The organism is Bacteroides sp. AM23-12 (assembly GCF_003434395.1).
GTDB classification, from domain to species: Bacteria; Bacteroidota; Bacteroidia; order Bacteroidales; family Bacteroidaceae; genus Bacteroides; species Bacteroides thetaiotaomicron.
The window spans coordinates 18,853-37,627 of sequence record NZ_QTLF01000010.1; the positions used below are offsets into that span (position 1 = coordinate 18,853).

Genomic DNA, 18,775 nt, shown 5'->3' on the forward strand with positions numbered 1-18,775 from the left:
TAGTTTAAACGAAAACCAGTGTATGATATGATAACAACCCAGTTGCTTCGTCCCGAGAGTATAGTTGTAGTAGGGGCTTCGAATAATGTACATAAGCCGGGTGGCGCTATATTGAAGAATCTGATAAACGGAGGTTATCAGGGAGAACTCCGGGCTGTGAACCCGAAGGAGACAGAAGTGCAGGGAGTTCCTGCCTTTGCAGATGTAAAAGAATTGCCTGATACCGATTTGGCTGTGTTGGCTGTTCCGGCTGTGATGTGTCCAGATATAGTAGAGACACTGGCAAGCGAGAAGCAGACGCGGGCATTTATCATACTCTCTGCCGGATTTGGTGAAGAGACACGCGAAGGAGCGTTGTTGGAAGAACGTATACTGGAAACTGTCAACAAATATGGTGCTTCACTGATTGGTCCGAACTGCATCGGACTGATGAATACATGGCATCATAGCGTCTTCAGCCAGCCTATTCCGAACTTGAACTCAAAAGGAGTCGATCTGATCTCCAGCTCCGGTGCTACGGCGGTCTTTATTCTTGAAAGTGCGGTGACAAAAGGATTGCAGTTCAATTCTGTCTGGTCGGTAGGAAATGCCAAGCAGATTGGTGTGGAAGATGTGCTGCAATTTATGGACGAGAATTTTGATCCAGAGAAAGATTCCCGTATCAAGTTACTCTATATTGAAAGTATTCACAACCCGGACAGATTGCTCTTCCATGCCTCTTCATTAATAAGGAAAGGTTGTAAGATTGCAGCGATAAAAGCAGGAAGTTCGGAAAGCGGAAGTCGGGCGGCTTCTTCACATACAGGAGCGATTGCCAGTTCCGATTCGGCTGTAGAGGCGCTGTTCCGTAAAGCCGGAATCGTGCGTTGCTTTTCCCGCGAAGAGCTGACTACCGTTGGTTGTATCTTCACCCTCCCCGAACTGAAAGGGAAGAACTTTGCCATCATTACTCATGCCGGAGGTCCGGGAGTAATGCTGACGGATGCCTTGAGCAAAGGCGGACTGAATGTCCCTAAGCTGGAAGGTGAACTGGCGGAAGAACTGAAAGCCCAACTCTTTCCCGGAGCTTCCGTAGGAAATCCGATTGACATCCTTGCCACCGGTACACCGGATCATTTGCGTATCTGCATTGACTATTGCGAAGAAAAATTAGACAATATAGATGCTATCCTGGCTATCTTCGGCACACCCGGACTGGTGACCATGTTTGAAATGTACGATGTCCTTCATGAAAAGATGCAGACCTGTCACAAGCCTATATTCCCTGTTCTTCCCTCCATCAATACAGCAGGAGCGGAAGTGGCGGCATTCCTTGCCAAAGGACACGTGAACTTTTCCGACGAAGTGACTTTGGGAACTGCACTGTCCCGCATTGTCAACGCCCCGAAGCCGGCGGTGCCTGAGATTGAACTGTTCGGAGTCGATGTACCGAGAATCCGTCGTATCATTGATTCCATCCCGGAGAATGGATACATCGAACCTCATTATGTGCAGGCATTGCTGCACGCAGCCGGTATTTCATTGGTCGATGAATTTGTTTCCAATAAAAAGGAGGAAGTCGTGGATTTTGCCCGTCGATGTGGATTCCCGGTAGTAGCCAAAGTAGTAGGTCCTGTACATAAATCGGATGTCGGCGGCGTAGTACTGAACATTAAAGGGGAACAGCATCTGGCACTTGAATTTGACCGTATGATGCAGATTCCCGATGCAAAAGCGATCATGGTTCAACCTATGCTCAAAGGCACGGAACTTTTTATTGGTGCAAAATATGAAGAAAAGTTCGGGCACGTGGTACTTTGCGGTTTGGGGGGCATTTTTGTGGAAGTTTTGAAAGATGTATCTTCCGGCTTGGCGCCCCTTTCTTATGAAGAGGCTTATTCAATGATTCGCTCCTTACGCGCCTATAAAATTATCCAGGGAACTCGTGGGCAAAAGGGAGTAAACGAGGATAAATTTGCTGAAATTATTGTTCGTTTGTCTACCTTGCTCCGGTTTGCAACAGAAATCAAAGAAATGGACATAAACCCGCTCCTGGCCACTGAGAAGGCGGTTATAGCAGTGGATGCGCGTATCCGAATAGAAAAATAGGACTATTCTTTCATTCATTGAGACATATTTTCTATCTTTAGGCAGTAATTTTGCCTACATTTGATAACTCAAAACAAAAAGGTAGAAAATACGTATAGTATGAAGAAAGCTTTAGTACTCCTGGTAAGTTTTATATGCTATCAAATCGTCTGTCATGCACAAGTGATGGATGAGCATTATTATTTCAAAAACCTAAGTGTACAGAATGGATTATCCCAAAATACAGTAAACGCTATTTTGCAGGATAAACAGGGCTTTATGTGGTTTGGAACAAAGGACGGACTGAACCGGTATGATGGTTTGTCATTTCGTCAGTTCAAGCACGACGGTCGCAGTCAGAGAAGCATTGGCAATAATTTCATAACAGCGCTTTATGAGGATGCGGAAGGAAACATTTGGGTAGGTACGGATGTGGGACTCTATATCTATTATCCGGAGAATGACTCGTTCCGGCATTTTGAAGAACTGAGTGCGGAAGAAACCAAGATAGAACACACTGTGACAGCGATTGTGGGAGATGACCAGGGATGCGTCTGGATTGCGGTAGAGTCTCAGGGACTCTTTTGTTATGATTTGGAGAAAGAGAAACTTCAGAATTTTACCTTGAAAAACTTTCCTTTCATTTCCACTAATGTCCAGTCTTTTGTCTTTGATAACAGCGGAACTCTCTGGATAGGCTGCTATGGTGACGGACTCTTTTATTCAAAAGACCGTCTGAAAACACTTCAACCCTACATCTCTCCCGTCGACAATAAGGAAACTTTCGAGAACGATGTCGTAACTACTCTTGTAAAAGGTGCCTATAATTGTCTGTATATCGGCTCTTTGAGAGGTGGGGCAAAGGAGTTGAACCTAACTTCCAACAAATTACATGATTTGCTTTCCGTTGATGAAAATGAAGAACCGGTTCTTTGTCGTAACTTGCTGGTTGCTTCTGATAATGAATTATGGATAGGGGCGGAATCCGGAATTTATATTTATAACCTTCGAATGGGCAAATATGTCCATTTGCGCAGTTCAATCAATGATCCATATTCTCTCTCTGACAATGCGGTCTATTCACTATGTAAGGATCGTGAAGGAGGCATATGGATTGGTTCTTATTTCGGGGGAGTGAACTACTATCCCCGTTTCTATACTTACTTTGAAAAGTATTATCCGAAAGGGACAGATAATGGTTTGCATGGAAAAAGAGTACGTGAGTTCTGTCAGGACAATCAGGGGATCTTGTGGATCGGTACGGAAGATGGAGGATTGAACCGCTTTGATCCGAAAACAAAAACCTTCTCTTTCTTTACTCCAAGTAATGCGTTCACTAATGTTCATGGATTATGTCTGATTGGCGATCATCTTTGGGTAGGAACTTTTGCGAAAGGAGTGAAAGTTATTGATACACGTACGGGAGCGATTGTGAAAACATATCAGAAAACCGATTCGCCACGTTCATTGATAGATAATAGCGTTTTTTCTATTTGTCAGACAACAACGGGAGATATTTATTTGGGTACTTTGTTTGGTTTGCTGCGCTATAATAAGCAGACCGATGATTTTGACCGGATACCGGAACTGAACGGTAAGTTTGTATATGATATCAAAGAAGATTCCGGCAGTAATCTATGGCTGGCGACCTATGCTAATGGGGCCTATTGCTATAATGTCAATGAAAAGAAATGGACCAATTACTTGCACGATGAAAACAACCCTAGAAGTCTGCCGTATGATAAGGTATTGAGCATTTTCGAAGATTCTCACCGACAAATCTGGTTAACTACACAAGGTGGAGGTTTCTGCAAGTTTCATCCCGAAACAGAAACTTTTACTAGCTATGATTCCCGTAACGGATTGCCGAATGATGTTGTTTATCAGATTGTGGAAGATAAAGAAGGCCTTATGTGGCTGACAACCAATAATGGTCTGGTGTCTTTTCAGCCTGCCACGGGAGCGATGAAAGTATATACTACCGCCAACGGTCTGTTGGGCGAGCAGTTTAACTATCGTTCCAGCTTTGAGACGGAAGATGGAACGATTTATCTGGGCAGTATTGACGGCTTTGTCGCTTTTAATCCGAAAAACTTCTCTGAAAATAAGTCTCTTCCATCCATTGTGATTACGGACTTTTTGTTGTTCGGAAAAGAAGTATATCCTGGTGATCCTTCGTCTCCGCTGAAGAAAAGTATTAATTTCTTGGATGAGCTGGTTCTTCAGCCTGATCAGAATTCTTTTTCATTTCGTGTCGCTGCTTTGGATTTCCAGGCTCCGCGAATGAATCAGATCATGTATAAGTTGGATGGCTTTGATGATGAATGGCTGCCCGTTGGAGAGAGTCCTGTGGTATCCTATTCCAACTTGTGGTATGGCAATTATACCTTCCGTGTGAAAGCTTCTAACAGTGACGGAGTATGGAACGAAAATGAAGTATCTTTGATCGTTCGTATACTTCCTCCTTTTTATCTTACTATCTGGGCTTATTGCGTATATGTTTTGCTGATCATAGGCTGCTCCCTGTATGCTGTGTGGTATTTCAAGCAGCGAAGTAACTATAAGCATCGCAGGCAGATGGAGAAGTTCGAGCAGGAAAAGGAACGCGAGATCTATCATGCAAAGATCGACTTCTTTACGAATGTAGCTCACGAGATACGTACTCCGCTGACTTTGATTAAAGGTCCACTAGAGAATATTATTCTTAAGAAAAAGGTTGATGCGGAGACGCGTGAGGATCTGAATATTATGAAGCAGAATACGGAACGTTTGCTGAATCTGACGAACCAATTACTAGACTTCCGCAAGACGGAAAGTCAGGGATTCCGTTTGAACTTTGCTAAATGCAACATCACGGAGGTGCTGAAAGAAACCCACCTGCGGTTTACTTCTCTTGCCAAACAGAAAGGACTGGAATTTACCCTGCAACTGCCCGAGACGGATTTTTATGCTCATGTCAATCAAGAGGCATTCACCAAGATTATCAGTAACTTGCTGAACAATGCCGTGAAATATTCGGAACATTATATACACGTATCTCTGGAGGTGACCGAGGGGGATGAAAGCAATGTATTCCGTATCCGTACAGTGAATGACGGAGTGATTATCCCTCGTGAGATGAGGGAAGAAATATTCCAGCCTTTTGTCCGTTTCAACGAGAGAGAAGACGGAAAAGTGACCACCGGAACGGGTATCGGACTGGCTCTTTCACGCTCATTGGCCGAACTGCATCAAGGAACGCTGGCTATGGGGGAAGAAGAAAATAGTAATACCTTCTGCCTGACATTGCCTATCGTTCAGGATATGACAATTACTTTGACTCCGGAAACAAAAGCGGAACCGGAACCTGTAAGTGAGGTTCCGGTGGAAGTGGAACAAGGAGAAAAAAAAGACAATCGCCCTACAGTACTGGTAGTGGAGGATAATCCGGATATGCGAGCCTTTGTTGTCCGCCAGTTGTCGAAAGAATATGCCGTACTGTCGGCAGTCAATGGGGCGGAAGCCTTGAAAATGTTGGATGGCAATTATGTGAATTTGGTAGTGAGTGATGTAGTCATGCCTGTGATGGATGGCTTTGAACTCTGTAAGACGATTAAATCGGACTTGAATTATAGTCATATCCCTGTTATTCTGCTGACTGCGAAAACGAACATCCAGTCTAAGATAGAAGGCATGGAGCTGGGCGCAGATGCCTATATCGAGAAGCCTTTCTCTGTCGAATACTTACAAGCTTGTGCCTCTAACCTCATTCAGAACAGAGAAAAACTACGCCGGACTTTTGCGCAGTCACCTTTTGTGGCAGCCAACACCATGGCATTGACCAAGGCCGACGAAGACTTTATCAAGAGACTGAATGAAGTAATTTTGGCTAATCTTAATAATCCGGAGTTCAGCATGGATGATATAGCGGACAGTTTGAATATGAGTCGTTCTAACTTCTATCGTAAGATAAAGGGAGTACTGGATTTGAGCCCGAATGAGTATCTTCGTTTGGAACGCTTGAAAAAGGCTGCCCAGTTGCTGAAAGAAGGAGAAGGGCGAGTAACTGAAATCTGCTATATGGTAGGATTCAACTCTCCGTCCTATTTTGCCAAATGTTTTCAGAAGCAGTTTGGAGTGTTGCCGAAGGACTTTGTGGATTGAATAATCAGTTAGCCTTGATACGGAAACTGAAATAAAATACGAGAATTTAATAAATTAAATAATGAAAGATACACCTATTAGTAGACGAGATTTTCTGAAAAATATGGGAATAGCCGGGGCTGGAGCATTTCTTGCAGCGAGTCCCTGGCTTTCTGCATTTTCGGAGGTGACGAACACGTCTAGTGAAAAATGCCGTCTGGCAATTATCGGTCCCGGTTCGAGAGGACGATTTTTAATGAGTTTCCTTGTGAAAAATCCGAAGGTGGATATTGTAGCGTTGTGCGATATTTATCAGCCTTCGATTGATGAGGCTTTGAAACTTGCCCCTAAGGCAAAAGTATACGGTAACTATAAGGAGGTGTTGGAAGATAAGAATATAGATGCCGTCCTTGTGGCAACTCCTCTTAGTGCTCACTATAAAATAGTGATGGATGCTTTTGATGCCGGGAAACATGTATTCTGCGAAAAGTCAATCGGTTATACGATGGAAGAGTGTTACCATATATATCAAAAGCATCGCAGCACCGGAAAAATTTTCTTCACCGGGCAGCAACGTCTCTTTGATCCGCGCTATATCAAGGCGATGGAAATGATCCATGCGGGTACGTTCGGCGAAATCAACGGAATTCATACTTTCTGGAACCGGAATGGCGACTGGAGACGTTCTGTTCCTTCACCAAGTTTGGAGCGTCTGATAAACTGGCGTCTCTATAAGGAATTCTCGAAGGGATTAATGACGGAACTTGCCTGCCATCAGCTTCAGATAGGTAGCTGGGCATTGCAAAAACTTCCTGAGAAGGTAATGGGGCACGGAGCCATCACTTATTGGAAGGACGGACGTGAAGTATATGATAATGTAAGTTGTATATATGTATTCGATGATGGCGTGAAGATGACATTCGATTCCATTATTTCCAATAAGTTCTATGGTCTGGAAGAGCAGATTATGGGTAATCTCGGAACGGTGGAACCGGAAAAGGGACGATACTACTTTGAAAGTGTGGCTCCTGCACCGGCATTCCTGCAGTTGGTCAATGACTGGGAGAACAAAATGTTTGATTCACTGCCTTTTGCAGGTACAAGCTGGGCACCGGAAACTGCCAATGCGAATACAGGAGAGTTTATTTTGGGCGAACGTCCGAAAGGTGACGGTACTTCCTTGTTGCTGGAAGCATTCGTAGAGGCTGTGATAACACAAAAACAACCGGAAAGAATTGCCGAAGAAGGCTACTATGCTAGTATGCTCTGTCTGTTGGGCCACCAGGCTATGGAGGAAGAAAAAACGCTTTACTTTCCTGATGAATACAAAATTGACTATCTGAACCATCAATCCAAAACACTCGAAACAGTATGAAAGATACAGTCCTGACCGCACGACGGAAGAAAATAGAAATAATCACTTTACTTGTATGTTTTGTGCTTGCCAATCTGGTGAATCTTTATGCAATCATCACATATCACAGATCCATGATGGAGATGATCACCTCTATTTTCTATATAATCATTTTTGCTTTTGTACTCTATGCCGCATGGGCGCTTCTGCGCCTCCTTTTCTATGGAGTGAAAGCGCTATTCACAAAGAAGAGAAACAGGCTGTGAGAACAGACCTGAACGAATATACTTAATCAATATCAATGAATAATTTATGACAACACGAAGAGATTTTCTAAAGACAATGTCACTGGCCTCTGCCGGATTAGCACTGGGATCCGGTGAACTGCTGAATGCTCAAACTATTTCATCGAAAAAAGGAAGAAATGAAAAGGTAAAAATAGCCTATATTGGCATTGGAAACCGTGGAGAGCAAATTATACAGGATTTTGCACGTACGGGTATGGTAGAGGTTGTGGCTCTGTGTGATGTAGACATGGGAGCTAAACATACACGAAAGGTGATGGGCATGTATCCTAAAGCGAAACAGTTCAGAGACTTCCGCCAGATGTTTGACAAGGCTGGTAACGAGTTTGATGCTGTAGCAATTGCTACTCCTGATCACTCTCACTTCCCTATCAGTATGCTGGCTCTGGCTTCCGGCAAACACGTGTATGTGGAAAAACCGCTGGCCCGTACTTTCTATGAGGCGGAACTGTTGATGCAGGCTGCCCTTAAACGTCCGAACCTGGCTACTCAGGTGGGAAATCAGGGACACTCGGAAGCAAATTACTTCCAATTTAAAGCTTGGATGGATGCAGGGATCATCAAGGATGTGACAGCTGTTACTGCTCACATGAATAATCCGCGTCGCTGGCATAAGTGGGATACGAACATTTATAAACTACCTTCAGGCCAGCAACTCCCGAAGGATTTGGATTGGAATACCTGGCTGGGAGCTGTTCCTTATCATGAATATTGCAATAAGTATGATCAGGGTGAATGGCGTTGCTGGTATGACTTCGGTATGGGAGCTTTGGGCGACTGGGGAGCACATATATTGGATACTGTTCACGAGTTTCTTGAACTAGGCTTGCCTTACGAAGTGACTCTGACACATCAGGAAGGACACAATGATTACTTTTTCCCATATTCTTCTACGATTCTTTTCCGTTTCCCGCAGCGCAAAGGAATGCCACCGGTAGATGTCACTTGGTATGACGGTCTGGATAATCTTCCTCCTATTCCTGCAGGTTACGGTGTTTCCGGACTGGATCCGAACATTCCCAAGACTAATCAGGGCGATGTTCCTCCTGCCAAACTGAATCCGGGAAAGATTATTTATTCAAAGGAACTGACTTTCAAGGGTGGTAGTCACGGAAGTACTTTGTCTATCATTCCAGAAGAAAAGGCAAAGGAAATGGCAGATAAGTTGCCGAAAGTGCCTAAAAGTCCGTCCAATCACTTCGAGAATTTCTTGCTGGCATGTAATGGCATTGAAAAGACGCGTTCACCGTTCGAGATTAACGGTGTCTTGAGTCAGGTATTCTCACTGGGAGTAATGGCGCAACGTCTCAATACCCAGTTATTCTTCGATCCCCGCACGAAGCAGATTACCAATAATGAATTTGCTAATTCAATGTTGGCCGGACTTCCGCCGCGTAAAGGCTGGGATGAGTTTTATAAGTTGTAAAGACCGGTAGGAAATATAAAACAGAATAAAGTTTGATTATAATAACAATATAAGTAATGAAGAAAAATATCGTATTGACTTTACTTTTGTTCTGTGCCGCTTCTTTGTCAGCACAGAATTGGGAACCGCTTTTCAATGGTAAAAACCTGAAAGGATGGAAAAAACTGAACGGCAAGGCTGAGTATAAAATCGTAGACGATGCCATTGTAGGTGTATCAAAAATGGGAACTCCTAATACCTTCCTGGCAACCACCAAGAATTACGGAGATTTTATCCTTGAGTTTGACTTTAAGGTTGATGATGGCTTGAATTCAGGAGTACAGATTCGCAGTGAAAGCAAAAAAGAATATAACAAGGGCCGTGTACACGGTTATCAGTTCGAGATTGATCCCTCCAAACGTGCCTGGTCGGGTGGTATCTATGACGAAGCTCGCAGAAACTGGATTTATTCTTTGAACTGGAATCCTTCGGCACGTACGGCTTTCAAGAACAATGCATGGAATAAGGCCCGTATCGAAGCGATAGGCAACTCTATCCGTACATGGATCAACGGAGTGGCTTGTGCTAATATCTGGGACGATATGACTCCTGTCGGATTTATCGCCTTGCAGGTACACGCTATCGGCAACGCTGCTGACGAAGGCAAGACAGTAAGCTGGAAGAATATCCGTATCTGTACGACAGACGTAGAACGTTATCAGACACCGGAATGTCAGGCTGCACCCGAAAGAAATCTGATTCCTAACACACTCTCTCCACGTGAGAAGAAAGAAGGCTGGGCATTGTTGTGGGACGGCAAGACTAACGAAGGCTGGAGAGGAGCGAAACTTTCTACTTTCCCTGCCAAAGGCTGGAAGATGGAAGACGGCATCCTTAAGGTAGTAAAAAGTGGCGGTGCAGAATCTGCCAACGGTGGTGACATCGTAACTACCCGTACCTATAAGGACTTTATCCTGACTGTAGATTTCAAGATCACTGAAGGTGCAAACAGCGGAATCAAGTATTTCGTTAATCCTGAAATGAATAAGGGTGCCGGTTCTGCTATCGGTTGCGAGTTCCAGATTCTGGACGATGACAAGCATCCGGATGCTAAACTTGGCGTGAAAGGCAACAGACAATTGGGTTCATTGTATGACCTGATTCCGGCTCCTAAGAATAAACCTTTCCATAAGAAAGAGTTCAATACTGCTATGATCATCGTCAAAGGCAACCATGTAGAGCACTGGCTGAATGGAGAGAAACTGATTGAGTATGACCGTAACAATGAAATGTGGAATGCACTGGTAGCTTATAGCAAGTATAAGAACTGGCCTAACTTTGGAAATATTATTGAAGGTAACATCCTTCTGCAAGACCACGGAGATGAAGTATGGTTCAAGAACGTGAAGATTAAAGAATTGAAATAAGAATATATTGTAGAAGAGGAGTTGTGCCGGAAATCTCATTTTGTTGATGAATGCTGCTTCGAGCACAGCTCCTTTCTTTTTTGATAGATGAAGACTGCCATTCAACATTTGTACAGACCATCCCATGAGGGCGACGGATTACTTTACGTCTGGTTCCCGTCTATGCATACACGCGTAGATATTCTTTTGTGCAGTCAGAAATCAGAAGAAGAACTGCTGTCTGTTGCTGAACGTATTCATGAAGCTTTAAGCTGCCTGGAGAAGACAGCCAACTATTATGATCCTGCCAGCGAACTGGCTGTCGTCAACCGGACCGCTTCTGTATCTCCGGTAGTTCTTAGCAGTCAACTTTATGCAATGGTTGATCTGTGTCTGGAATATCACGAGAAAACATCGGGATGCTTCGATGTGACAGTTCATTCGGAGAATTATAATCAGGATACTATTCATTCGGTATGTTTGTCGGCAGAAGAACAAAGTATTTTTTACCGGCAACCGGGGATAACGATCAACCTTTCAGGATTTCTGAAAGGATATGCCTTGGAGACAATCAGAGACATATTGCACTCCTGTTCTATAGAAAATGCGTTGATCAATATGGGAAACAGTTCTGTACTTGCTTTAGGCAACCATCCGGCCGGAACGGGATGGAAAGTTAACTTTGGCAACCAGTCGGAGACGGAAAAGACCGGGGAGTCTCAAAGTATACTCCTTTATAATGAATGCCTCACTACTTCCGGAAACGAGTCGGAGGGGCGCAGGCATATTATTTCTCCTCAAAATGGCAACTTTGTTGAAGGTCTCAGGCAGATAGCGGTTGTAACAAAGAATGGGGCTGTCGGAGAGATACTGTCTACCGCTCTGTTTGCCGCCGGTCCGGAACAGCGTGAAACGTTGCTTGCCAGTCTCCGCCCTTTACTTGTCAATCACTTCCTTATTGGTTATTAATCGACCGCATTATTTCTTCTTTCTGGCGATAAAACACGTCTGGAATGGTCTTTTGACCATATTATTCCATTTATCGGTCTATTTCTTTTATTACTTCTGTTGATTTTTGGTTTTCTTTGTAGCGTCGATTATCAATCTAACTTTTATATGAAAAATAAGATTTTATTAGTAGGGCTGTTTTGCTGTAGCCTTGTATCAACAGAAGCACAAGTATTATTGGATAAGAACGCTGGTAAAAACAGTTTTCCCATCGTTTCACCGGCTGCCAATGTCGTTGTTTGTTTTGATGGCAAGGATGAAACTGTCGTTCGTAAGAGTGTGACTTTATTTGCAGACGACGTTCGTCGTGTGACGGGACAGGACCTGAAAACACAAGCAAGTAATCCGGGTGATGTCTCGGCTCGTTATGCCATCATCGTGGGAACTGTCGGAAAAAGCGCATGGATCAATGCGCTGGTAGCCCAAAAGAAGATAGACACAACTCCCATCACCGGTGGATGGGAACGTTATATGATAGAAACGGTTGATAATCCTGCACCGGGTATTAAGAAAGCCATTGTCGTAGCTGGTAGTGACAGGCGTGGTACGGCTTACGGACTTCTCTCCATATCTAAAGCGATAGGTGTGTCTCCCTGGTACTGGTGGGCCGATGCTCCGATAAAACAACAGAAAAAACTGGCTGTCAACGTTCATAAATTCATTTCAAAAGAACCTGCTGTCAAGTTCAGAGGTATCTTTATCAATGACGAAGACTGGGGACTTTATCGCTGGTCAAAGAACAATTATGAGAAAGAACGTGGAAACTTCGGACCGAAAACATACGCGCAGATTTGTGAGTTACTGCTCCGTCTTCAGGCAAATTATCTGTGTCCGGCCATGCACGATGCGTCTATGGCATTTCATCGTATACCGGAGAATAGATTGGTAGCAGATAGTTTCGCCATCGTGATGGGGTCTTCTCACTGCGAACCGCTGTTGTTCAACACGGCAAGCGAGTGGAAACGTGACAAGATGGGCGAATGGGATTACATCAACAATAGAGCGGGAGTAGACAGTGTGCTGAGAGCACGTGCGAATGAATGTGCTCCTTTTGAGAATGTGTACACTCTGGCTCTGCGCGGATTGCATGACAGAGCGATGAATGCGAGCAATGATATGGCGGATAGAAAACAGATGCTCCAAGATGCATTGATGGCACAAAGAAAGATGCTGATTGATGCGACGGGTAAGCGTGGCGAAGATATCCCGCAAGCCTTTACTCCTTATAAAGAGGTGCTGGATGTATACGACGAGGGACTGGAACTGCCGGATGATGTTACGATTATATGGCCAGACGACAACTATGGCTATATGAAGCGTCTGAGCAGTCCGAAAGAACAGAAGCGTTCGGGACGTTCGGGTGTTTATTATCATTCTTCCTATCTGGGCAAGCCTCACGATCATCTTTGGATGAACACCACTTCACCCACGCTGATGTACGAAGAACTTCGCAAGGCTTATGACATGACGGCAGACCGGATCTGGCTGCTCAATGCCGGTGATATCAAATCATGTGAGTTTGCTGTAGATTTCTTCCTGTCGATGGCTTATGATATCGATTCTTTCAATTTTGACAGAGCGGCTACTTATCGCACGGAATGGTTGTGTGGTATGCTGGGTGACGAATACCGCAATGAGTATCAGGATGTGATCAACTCATTCTACAAACTGGCTTTTGCCCGCAGACCGGAGTTTATGGGATGGGGCTATCAGTGGGCTACCGATAAGCATGGAAGAGAACGGAATACAGATACTGATTTCTCCTTGGCGAATTACAGGGAAGTGGATTCACGCCTGAGTGAATACCGCCGGATCGGAAGCATTACAGAGAAGATTCTGAATAAGCTGCCGGAAGAGAAAAAGGCCTGCTTCTACCAGTCATTGTATTATCCGGTGAAAGGATGTGAGTTGCTGAACAGAATGATACTGGACGGACAGAGAAACCGTTGGTACTCCATTCAGCAAAGAGCGTCTACCAGCGAATTGGAGAAAAAAGTGAAGGCTTGTTATGATAGTCTGCAAGTCATTACCCAAGGATATAATTCGCTGCTCGGTGGCAAATGGGATCATGTAATGACAATGAAACAGGGATTTGCCGCTGCTTACTTTGAACTTCCGGCATTAAGAAAGACTTCACTGGCATCTGACGCTACACTGGGCGTAATGGCAGAGGGAGAAGATGTGCTGAAAGGTCTGAAGAGTTTCCACTCCTTGCCTTGTTTCAATACTTACCTGCGTCAGTCATATTATGTGGATGTTTTCAATAAAGGGGCAAGCCCGTTGAAATGGAAGGCATCTGTTACGGACAACTGGATTTTATTGAGCAAGAAGGCAGGCGAAACGGCTACGGAGGAACGTATCGAAGTATCGGTAGACTGGGCAAAAGTACCGGTTGGAGAGAAAGTATTCGGGGTATTGGAAATTACTTCCGACCGGGGCGAGAAAGAGAATGTTTACATCTCTGTATTCAATCCTTCTTCTCCATCCCTTGCCGAAATGGATACTTTATTTGTGGAACATAACGGATATGTCTCTATCGATGCGGCAAGTTTCCACCGGAAAGTGGAAAATAAGGCGATCAAGATGAGAACCATTCCTAATCTGGGGATAGAGAATACGGCTATTCAGTTGGGTGATCCGACGGCTGCCCCACAACGTACTGCAGGACGTAGCACACCACGTCTGGAGTATGACTTCTATACTTTCGAGCAAGGTTCGGTTGATGTCTATACATATGTGTTGCCTACATTCGTGACAAGCAAGGACAGAGGCTATGCCGGACACGAAGCAACGAATATCGAAACCAAATATGGTGTATGTATTGACGAAGGACCGGTTTTGAATCCGTCTACATCTTCTTTTGAATATGCGCAAATCTGGTATGAGAGCGTATTGAAGAACTGTAGAATCAATAAAACAACTTTGCATATCGACAAGCCGGGTAAGCATACCGTGAAAATAATCTGTGGAGATGCCGGAACTGTATTGCAAAAGATTGTATTGGACTTTGGAGGAATGAAACGTTCCTACTTTGGACCACAACCGACAAGAAAATAGAGTTGTTTGATGAATATGTAGTTAAAGATTGCCATGGTTGTATATGACCATGGGTGATAGGGTTAACCATGAAAAAACACTTTTTACTTTTAGTCTTCCTGCTCTTTGCTGCGATTGTTGAGGCTGCTAATCCGGTAAAGCAAATGTTGGAACGTCTTCAGGAAGGGCTTTCCGACCGGTTTAAGATTGAGATCTGTTCTTCTTCTGATGAAGGCGACTATTTTGAACTGTATGGTGGCGGGCGCAAAGTCACAGTGCGTGCCAACAATTATGTAAGTGCCGCCTTTGGCATTAACTGGTATCTGAAGTATTACTGTCATGCCCATGTCTCTTTCTGTGGAGACCAGTTACCTCAATTGCCTGTTGATCTGCCACAGGTGAAAGAACGTCATGCGACTAAACTATCCGATAATTTTTACATGAATTATTGCACATTTAGTTATACCACGGCCTTTTGGGACTGGAAACGTTGGGAACGTGAAATAGATCTGATGGCTTTGAGCGGTATCAATATGCCGATGGCTATGGTTGGGGCGGAGGCTGTATGGCGGAATACGCTGTTGAAATTCGGGTATACGCTTCCGGAAGTAAAGGAGTTCTTGTGTGGACCGGCTTATTTCGGTTGGTTGCTGATGGGTAATCTTGAGAATATCGGTGGTCCGTTGCCCGATGAATGGTTTAAGGAGCAGATAGTCTTACAGAAGAAAATACTTGCCCGTATGCGTGAATATGGGATGAAGCCTGTTTTTCAGGGATTTTTTGGGATGGTTCCTTCTTCGTTGAAAGAAAAATATCCGGAAGCCCGCTTGGTGGAACAGGGACTGTGGAACTCGCTTCAACGTCCTCCTGTGCTCGATCCTGCCGATCCGTTGTTTGAAAAAATGGCAAAGGTGTGGTATGCTGAATATGAGAAGCTTTATGGGAAAGCGGACTTGTTTGGCGGTGATCTCTTTCACGAAGGTGGAAAGACCGGGGGCATTGACGTAACAGATGCCGCTCGCCGGGTACAGACGGCCATGAAACGATATAATCCGGATGCGACGTGGGTGATTCAGGCATGGTTGGGAAATCCGAAAAAGGAATTGCTGGCAGGACTCGACAGAAAGAATACGCTGATCGTTGATCTTGCTGCCGAGTTTTGGGATAACTGGCGGAAGCGCAAGGGCTTTGATGGCTTCCCGTGGTTATGGTCGCATATTTCCAATTATGGAGGTAACATTGGTCTGCACGGGCGTCTGGACGCTATAGCTACCGGTCCGGTAGATGGTCAGAAGGATTCGGCGGCATCACCGAGCATGAAAGGAACCAGCTCTACCCCGGAAGGCATCGAGGTGAATCCGGTAGTATTTGATTTGTTGAATGAAATGCGCTGGCGTTCGGAGCATTTGAATCTGGATGTCTGGTTGAAAGAGTATTCAGTGCGTCGTTATGGTGTGGAAGATGAAAATCTGAAAGAGGCGTGGACTATTTTCCACCGTACAGCTTATGGTACTTATACCGGTCATCGCCGTCCGTCAGAGTCGGTCTTTTGTGCCCCTCCCAGCTTGAAAAGAGATAAAATCACGGCTTCTGCCTGGAGTCAATGCCGGATTTTCTATGATCCGGAGCTCTTTGCCCAGGGAGTAGGATTATTCTTGCAAAGTGCAGACCGTCTGAAGCAGACGTCAACTTATCAGTATGATGCAGTCGATTTCGTTCGTCAGTATCTTGCGGATTTAGGGCGGGAAGCATATTACAATCTGGTGGATGCTTATCGGGCGAAAGATACGAAACAGTTTGATTACTGGTCGGAGAGGTTTCTGCAGCTGATTAGGGATCAAAATGAGTTACTGTCCACCCACGAATGCTTCTTCGTGGGACGCTGGCTGGATATGGCCCGTTCGAAGTCAAAACAGCCTGAATTGCAGGATTTGTATGAGCACAATGCCCGTATGCTGATCGGGACATGGACGGAGACGCTTAGTCCGGTGCGCGACTATGCCCACAAGGAATGGGGCGGACTGTTGAAGGATTATTATCTGCCTCGCTGGACTAATTACATCGCTTATCTTAAAGGTACATTGGAAGGACGTTCACTTACTGTTCCGGACTCGTTTCAAGCGGAGAAGGCATGGGTGAATGCACATAATAAGTATGTGCTTGAGACTGGTGTTGATCCGGTGGAAACAGCCAAGAGAATGTATCGTAAATATCATATTTAATCACTACTCAAAAATAGTACTATGAAAGGATTATTGAAAACAGCTGTATTGTTGGTTATTTTCTGCGCTACAGCCATGGCCTGTGGAGGTGGTGGAGAGGATGCATTGGATCATAAGGGAGGTGATGGTGGCGGAACTGGTAATAAGGGCGATCAAGAAGAACCGGAACAACCATTTGTTGCTCATATTACTCCTGTCGACAAACTCAATCAAGGTGTCCCGGTGATTAATTCGCACGCTGATGTTACTTCGCGTTCGTCCTTGAAGATGAACTTTCGGACGTATTCACAATTGGGAGAGAGTGTACTAAAATCTGCCAAACCTAATTATGTACGGGTTAAGAAATTGGCTAATGATGGTTATATCATGTTCTATCACAACAATCAGATTGGTGCCAGTTGTTCTTATGCGACCAGTACGGACTTTAAAACATGGAGTTATAAAGGCAAGCTGTTTACAAATTACAGTATTATCGACAGTAAAGGTGAAAAGAATGACCGGCGTTATTCAAATTGTGATGGGCTGGTACTTTCCAACGGAGATATTCTGGCCGTAGCCTCCTATAGGGCTAATAATGGGTATAGAGACTTACCTAATGATGCAGGTATTGAAATGAGACGTAGTACCGATAATGGCGTTACGTGGAGTGAACCGGTCTCAGTGTATCAAGGTGTCAACTGGGAGCCGTATTTGCTGGAATTGTCCTCGGGAGAAATCCATTGCTATTTCACGGACAGTAGCCGTACGGGTATTGAAGGCAAAGACACCGGAACTGCAATGGTCATATCCAGAGATGGCGGTCAAACGTGGACGCCTTCATTTGGAAGTATCCCTTACTATGTGATACGAATGAAGTGGGAACAAGACGGAAAAACATACTTCAATCATCAGATGCCGTCTGTTATTCAACTTAAAGGTAGTAATGAACTGGCGGCCGCTGTAGAGACTAATAACCGTGGAACATATTATATATCACTGGCTTATTCCGGCGAAGATGGTGAATGGGATCATCTTGATGCGGATCAGGAAGGACCGGCTGATAGCGACAATTTGTCTTTTTTAGGCAGCGCTCCATATTTATCTCAGTTTCCATCGGGTGAGACTGTGCTTTCGTATAACAAATCTTCTACTTTCTATATGAAAATGGGGGATGCCAAAGCGCGTAATTTTGGAAGTGCTTATTCACCGTTTTCAGGTAAGGGGTATTGGGGAACGTTGAATTTGGTAAATCCGCATCAATTGGTGGGAGCGATGCCTGATACTTCTAATGGAACAATCATGTTATCACAATTTATTCTTAATCATCGTATCAATGCAGTACGCCGTAACGTAAAGGTGGATGGCAACAATAAGGAATGGGTGAATACGGATCATGCGCTTTTTGTCGGAGAAAAATCGCAAGTGCAGGGAACTCTCCGCTGTTCGTGTGATGACAAGAATGTATATTTCCTGGTGGAAGTACTTGACCGGAGCTTGCTGAGAGGTGATTATGCTACTGTTTATCTCTCTCCGGATGATAGTAAAAGTTTGACGAACGGTGCTAAACGGATACAAGTATCAATGGATGGATTGAAAAGTACCGAAACTTATGCCGGCAAGTGGAACAATGCGGAGATGGGGGTAGAAGTGAAAACTTATGTGTGCAATGACACCAATGAAGATCGTATTGACAACTATGGTTATATTGCCGAAATCTCTGTCCCCCGTTCCAGCCTGACTATTTCTTCGGGACAGGTATTGGTCAATTTCTCTATTACCGACAATAAAGAAGAGGAAGCAGTCAGTGATGTGTCTTCTATAAGCCGCTGGATACCGGTGGCGGGATTGTAATCTGATAATAACGTGAATAA

The 18,775-nt window shown here is 44.5% G+C and carries 10 protein-coding genes; all 10 read left to right on the forward strand.

Annotated features, from left to right (window positions below):
• Positions 1–27 precede the first annotated feature (27 nt).
• The 10 genes from DW640_RS11050 to DW640_RS11095 all read left to right on the forward strand — a co-directional run bounded on the left by DW640_RS11050 (position 28) and on the right by DW640_RS11095 (position 18,755).
• Complete coding sequence (locus DW640_RS11050) at positions 28–2,088, forward strand: acetate--CoA ligase family protein (protein ID WP_016269009.1); 2,061 nt, start codon at positions 28–30, stop codon at positions 2,086–2,088.
• 99 nt (positions 2,089–2,187) lie between these two features.
• Positions 2,188–6,210 carry a two-component regulator propeller domain-containing protein gene (locus DW640_RS11055; RefSeq protein ID WP_048696075.1) on the forward strand — a complete coding sequence of 1,341 codons (4,023 nt, stop codon included), beginning with the start codon at positions 2,188–2,190 and terminating at the stop codon, positions 6,208–6,210.
• A gap of 61 nt (positions 6,211–6,271) precedes the next feature.
• The gene (locus DW640_RS11060; protein WP_008761858.1) at positions 6,272–7,564 is read left to right on the forward strand and encodes a Gfo/Idh/MocA family oxidoreductase; all 1,293 of its coding nucleotides are present in this window, start codon (positions 6,272–6,274) and stop codon (positions 7,562–7,564) included.
• Positions 7,561–7,809, forward strand: a complete 249-nt coding sequence (locus DW640_RS11065; RefSeq protein WP_008761859.1) for a hypothetical protein — start codon at positions 7,561–7,563, stop codon at positions 7,807–7,809. Before DW640_RS11060 ends, DW640_RS11065 begins: the two co-directional genes overlap by 4 nt.
• Before the next feature lie 46 nt (positions 7,810–7,855).
• Positions 7,856–9,274 (forward strand): Gfo/Idh/MocA family oxidoreductase, encoded by a 1,419-nt coding sequence (locus DW640_RS11070; protein ID WP_008761860.1) that lies wholly within the window; start codon positions 7,856–7,858, stop codon positions 9,272–9,274.
• Between the two features lie 56 nt (positions 9,275–9,330).
• Positions 9,331–10,680: a DUF1080 domain-containing protein gene (locus DW640_RS11075; protein WP_072067238.1), complete on the forward strand. Its 1,350-nt coding sequence runs from the start codon at positions 9,331–9,333 to the stop codon at positions 10,678–10,680.
• A gap of 87 nt (positions 10,681–10,767) precedes the next feature.
• Positions 10,768–11,628 carry an FAD:protein FMN transferase gene (locus DW640_RS11080; RefSeq protein ID WP_008761862.1) on the forward strand — a complete coding sequence of 287 codons (861 nt, stop codon included), beginning with the start codon at positions 10,768–10,770 and terminating at the stop codon, positions 11,626–11,628.
• A 147-nt stretch (positions 11,629–11,775) separates the two neighbouring features.
• On the forward strand, positions 11,776–14,724 hold the full coding sequence (locus DW640_RS11085; RefSeq protein ID WP_062694214.1) for a glycosyl hydrolase 115 family protein: 2,949 nt from the start codon (positions 11,776–11,778) through the stop codon (positions 14,722–14,724).
• A 68-nt stretch (positions 14,725–14,792) separates the two neighbouring features.
• Positions 14,793–16,925, forward strand: coding sequence for an alpha-N-acetylglucosaminidase (locus tag DW640_RS11090; RefSeq protein ID WP_117578126.1), 2,133 nt, complete (start codon positions 14,793–14,795; stop codon positions 16,923–16,925).
• A 21-nt stretch (positions 16,926–16,946) separates the two neighbouring features.
• Positions 16,947–18,755, forward strand: a complete 1,809-nt coding sequence (locus tag DW640_RS11095) for a hypothetical protein (protein WP_117578128.1) — start codon at positions 16,947–16,949, stop codon at positions 18,753–18,755.
• Positions 18,756–18,775: the final 20 nt, after the last annotated feature.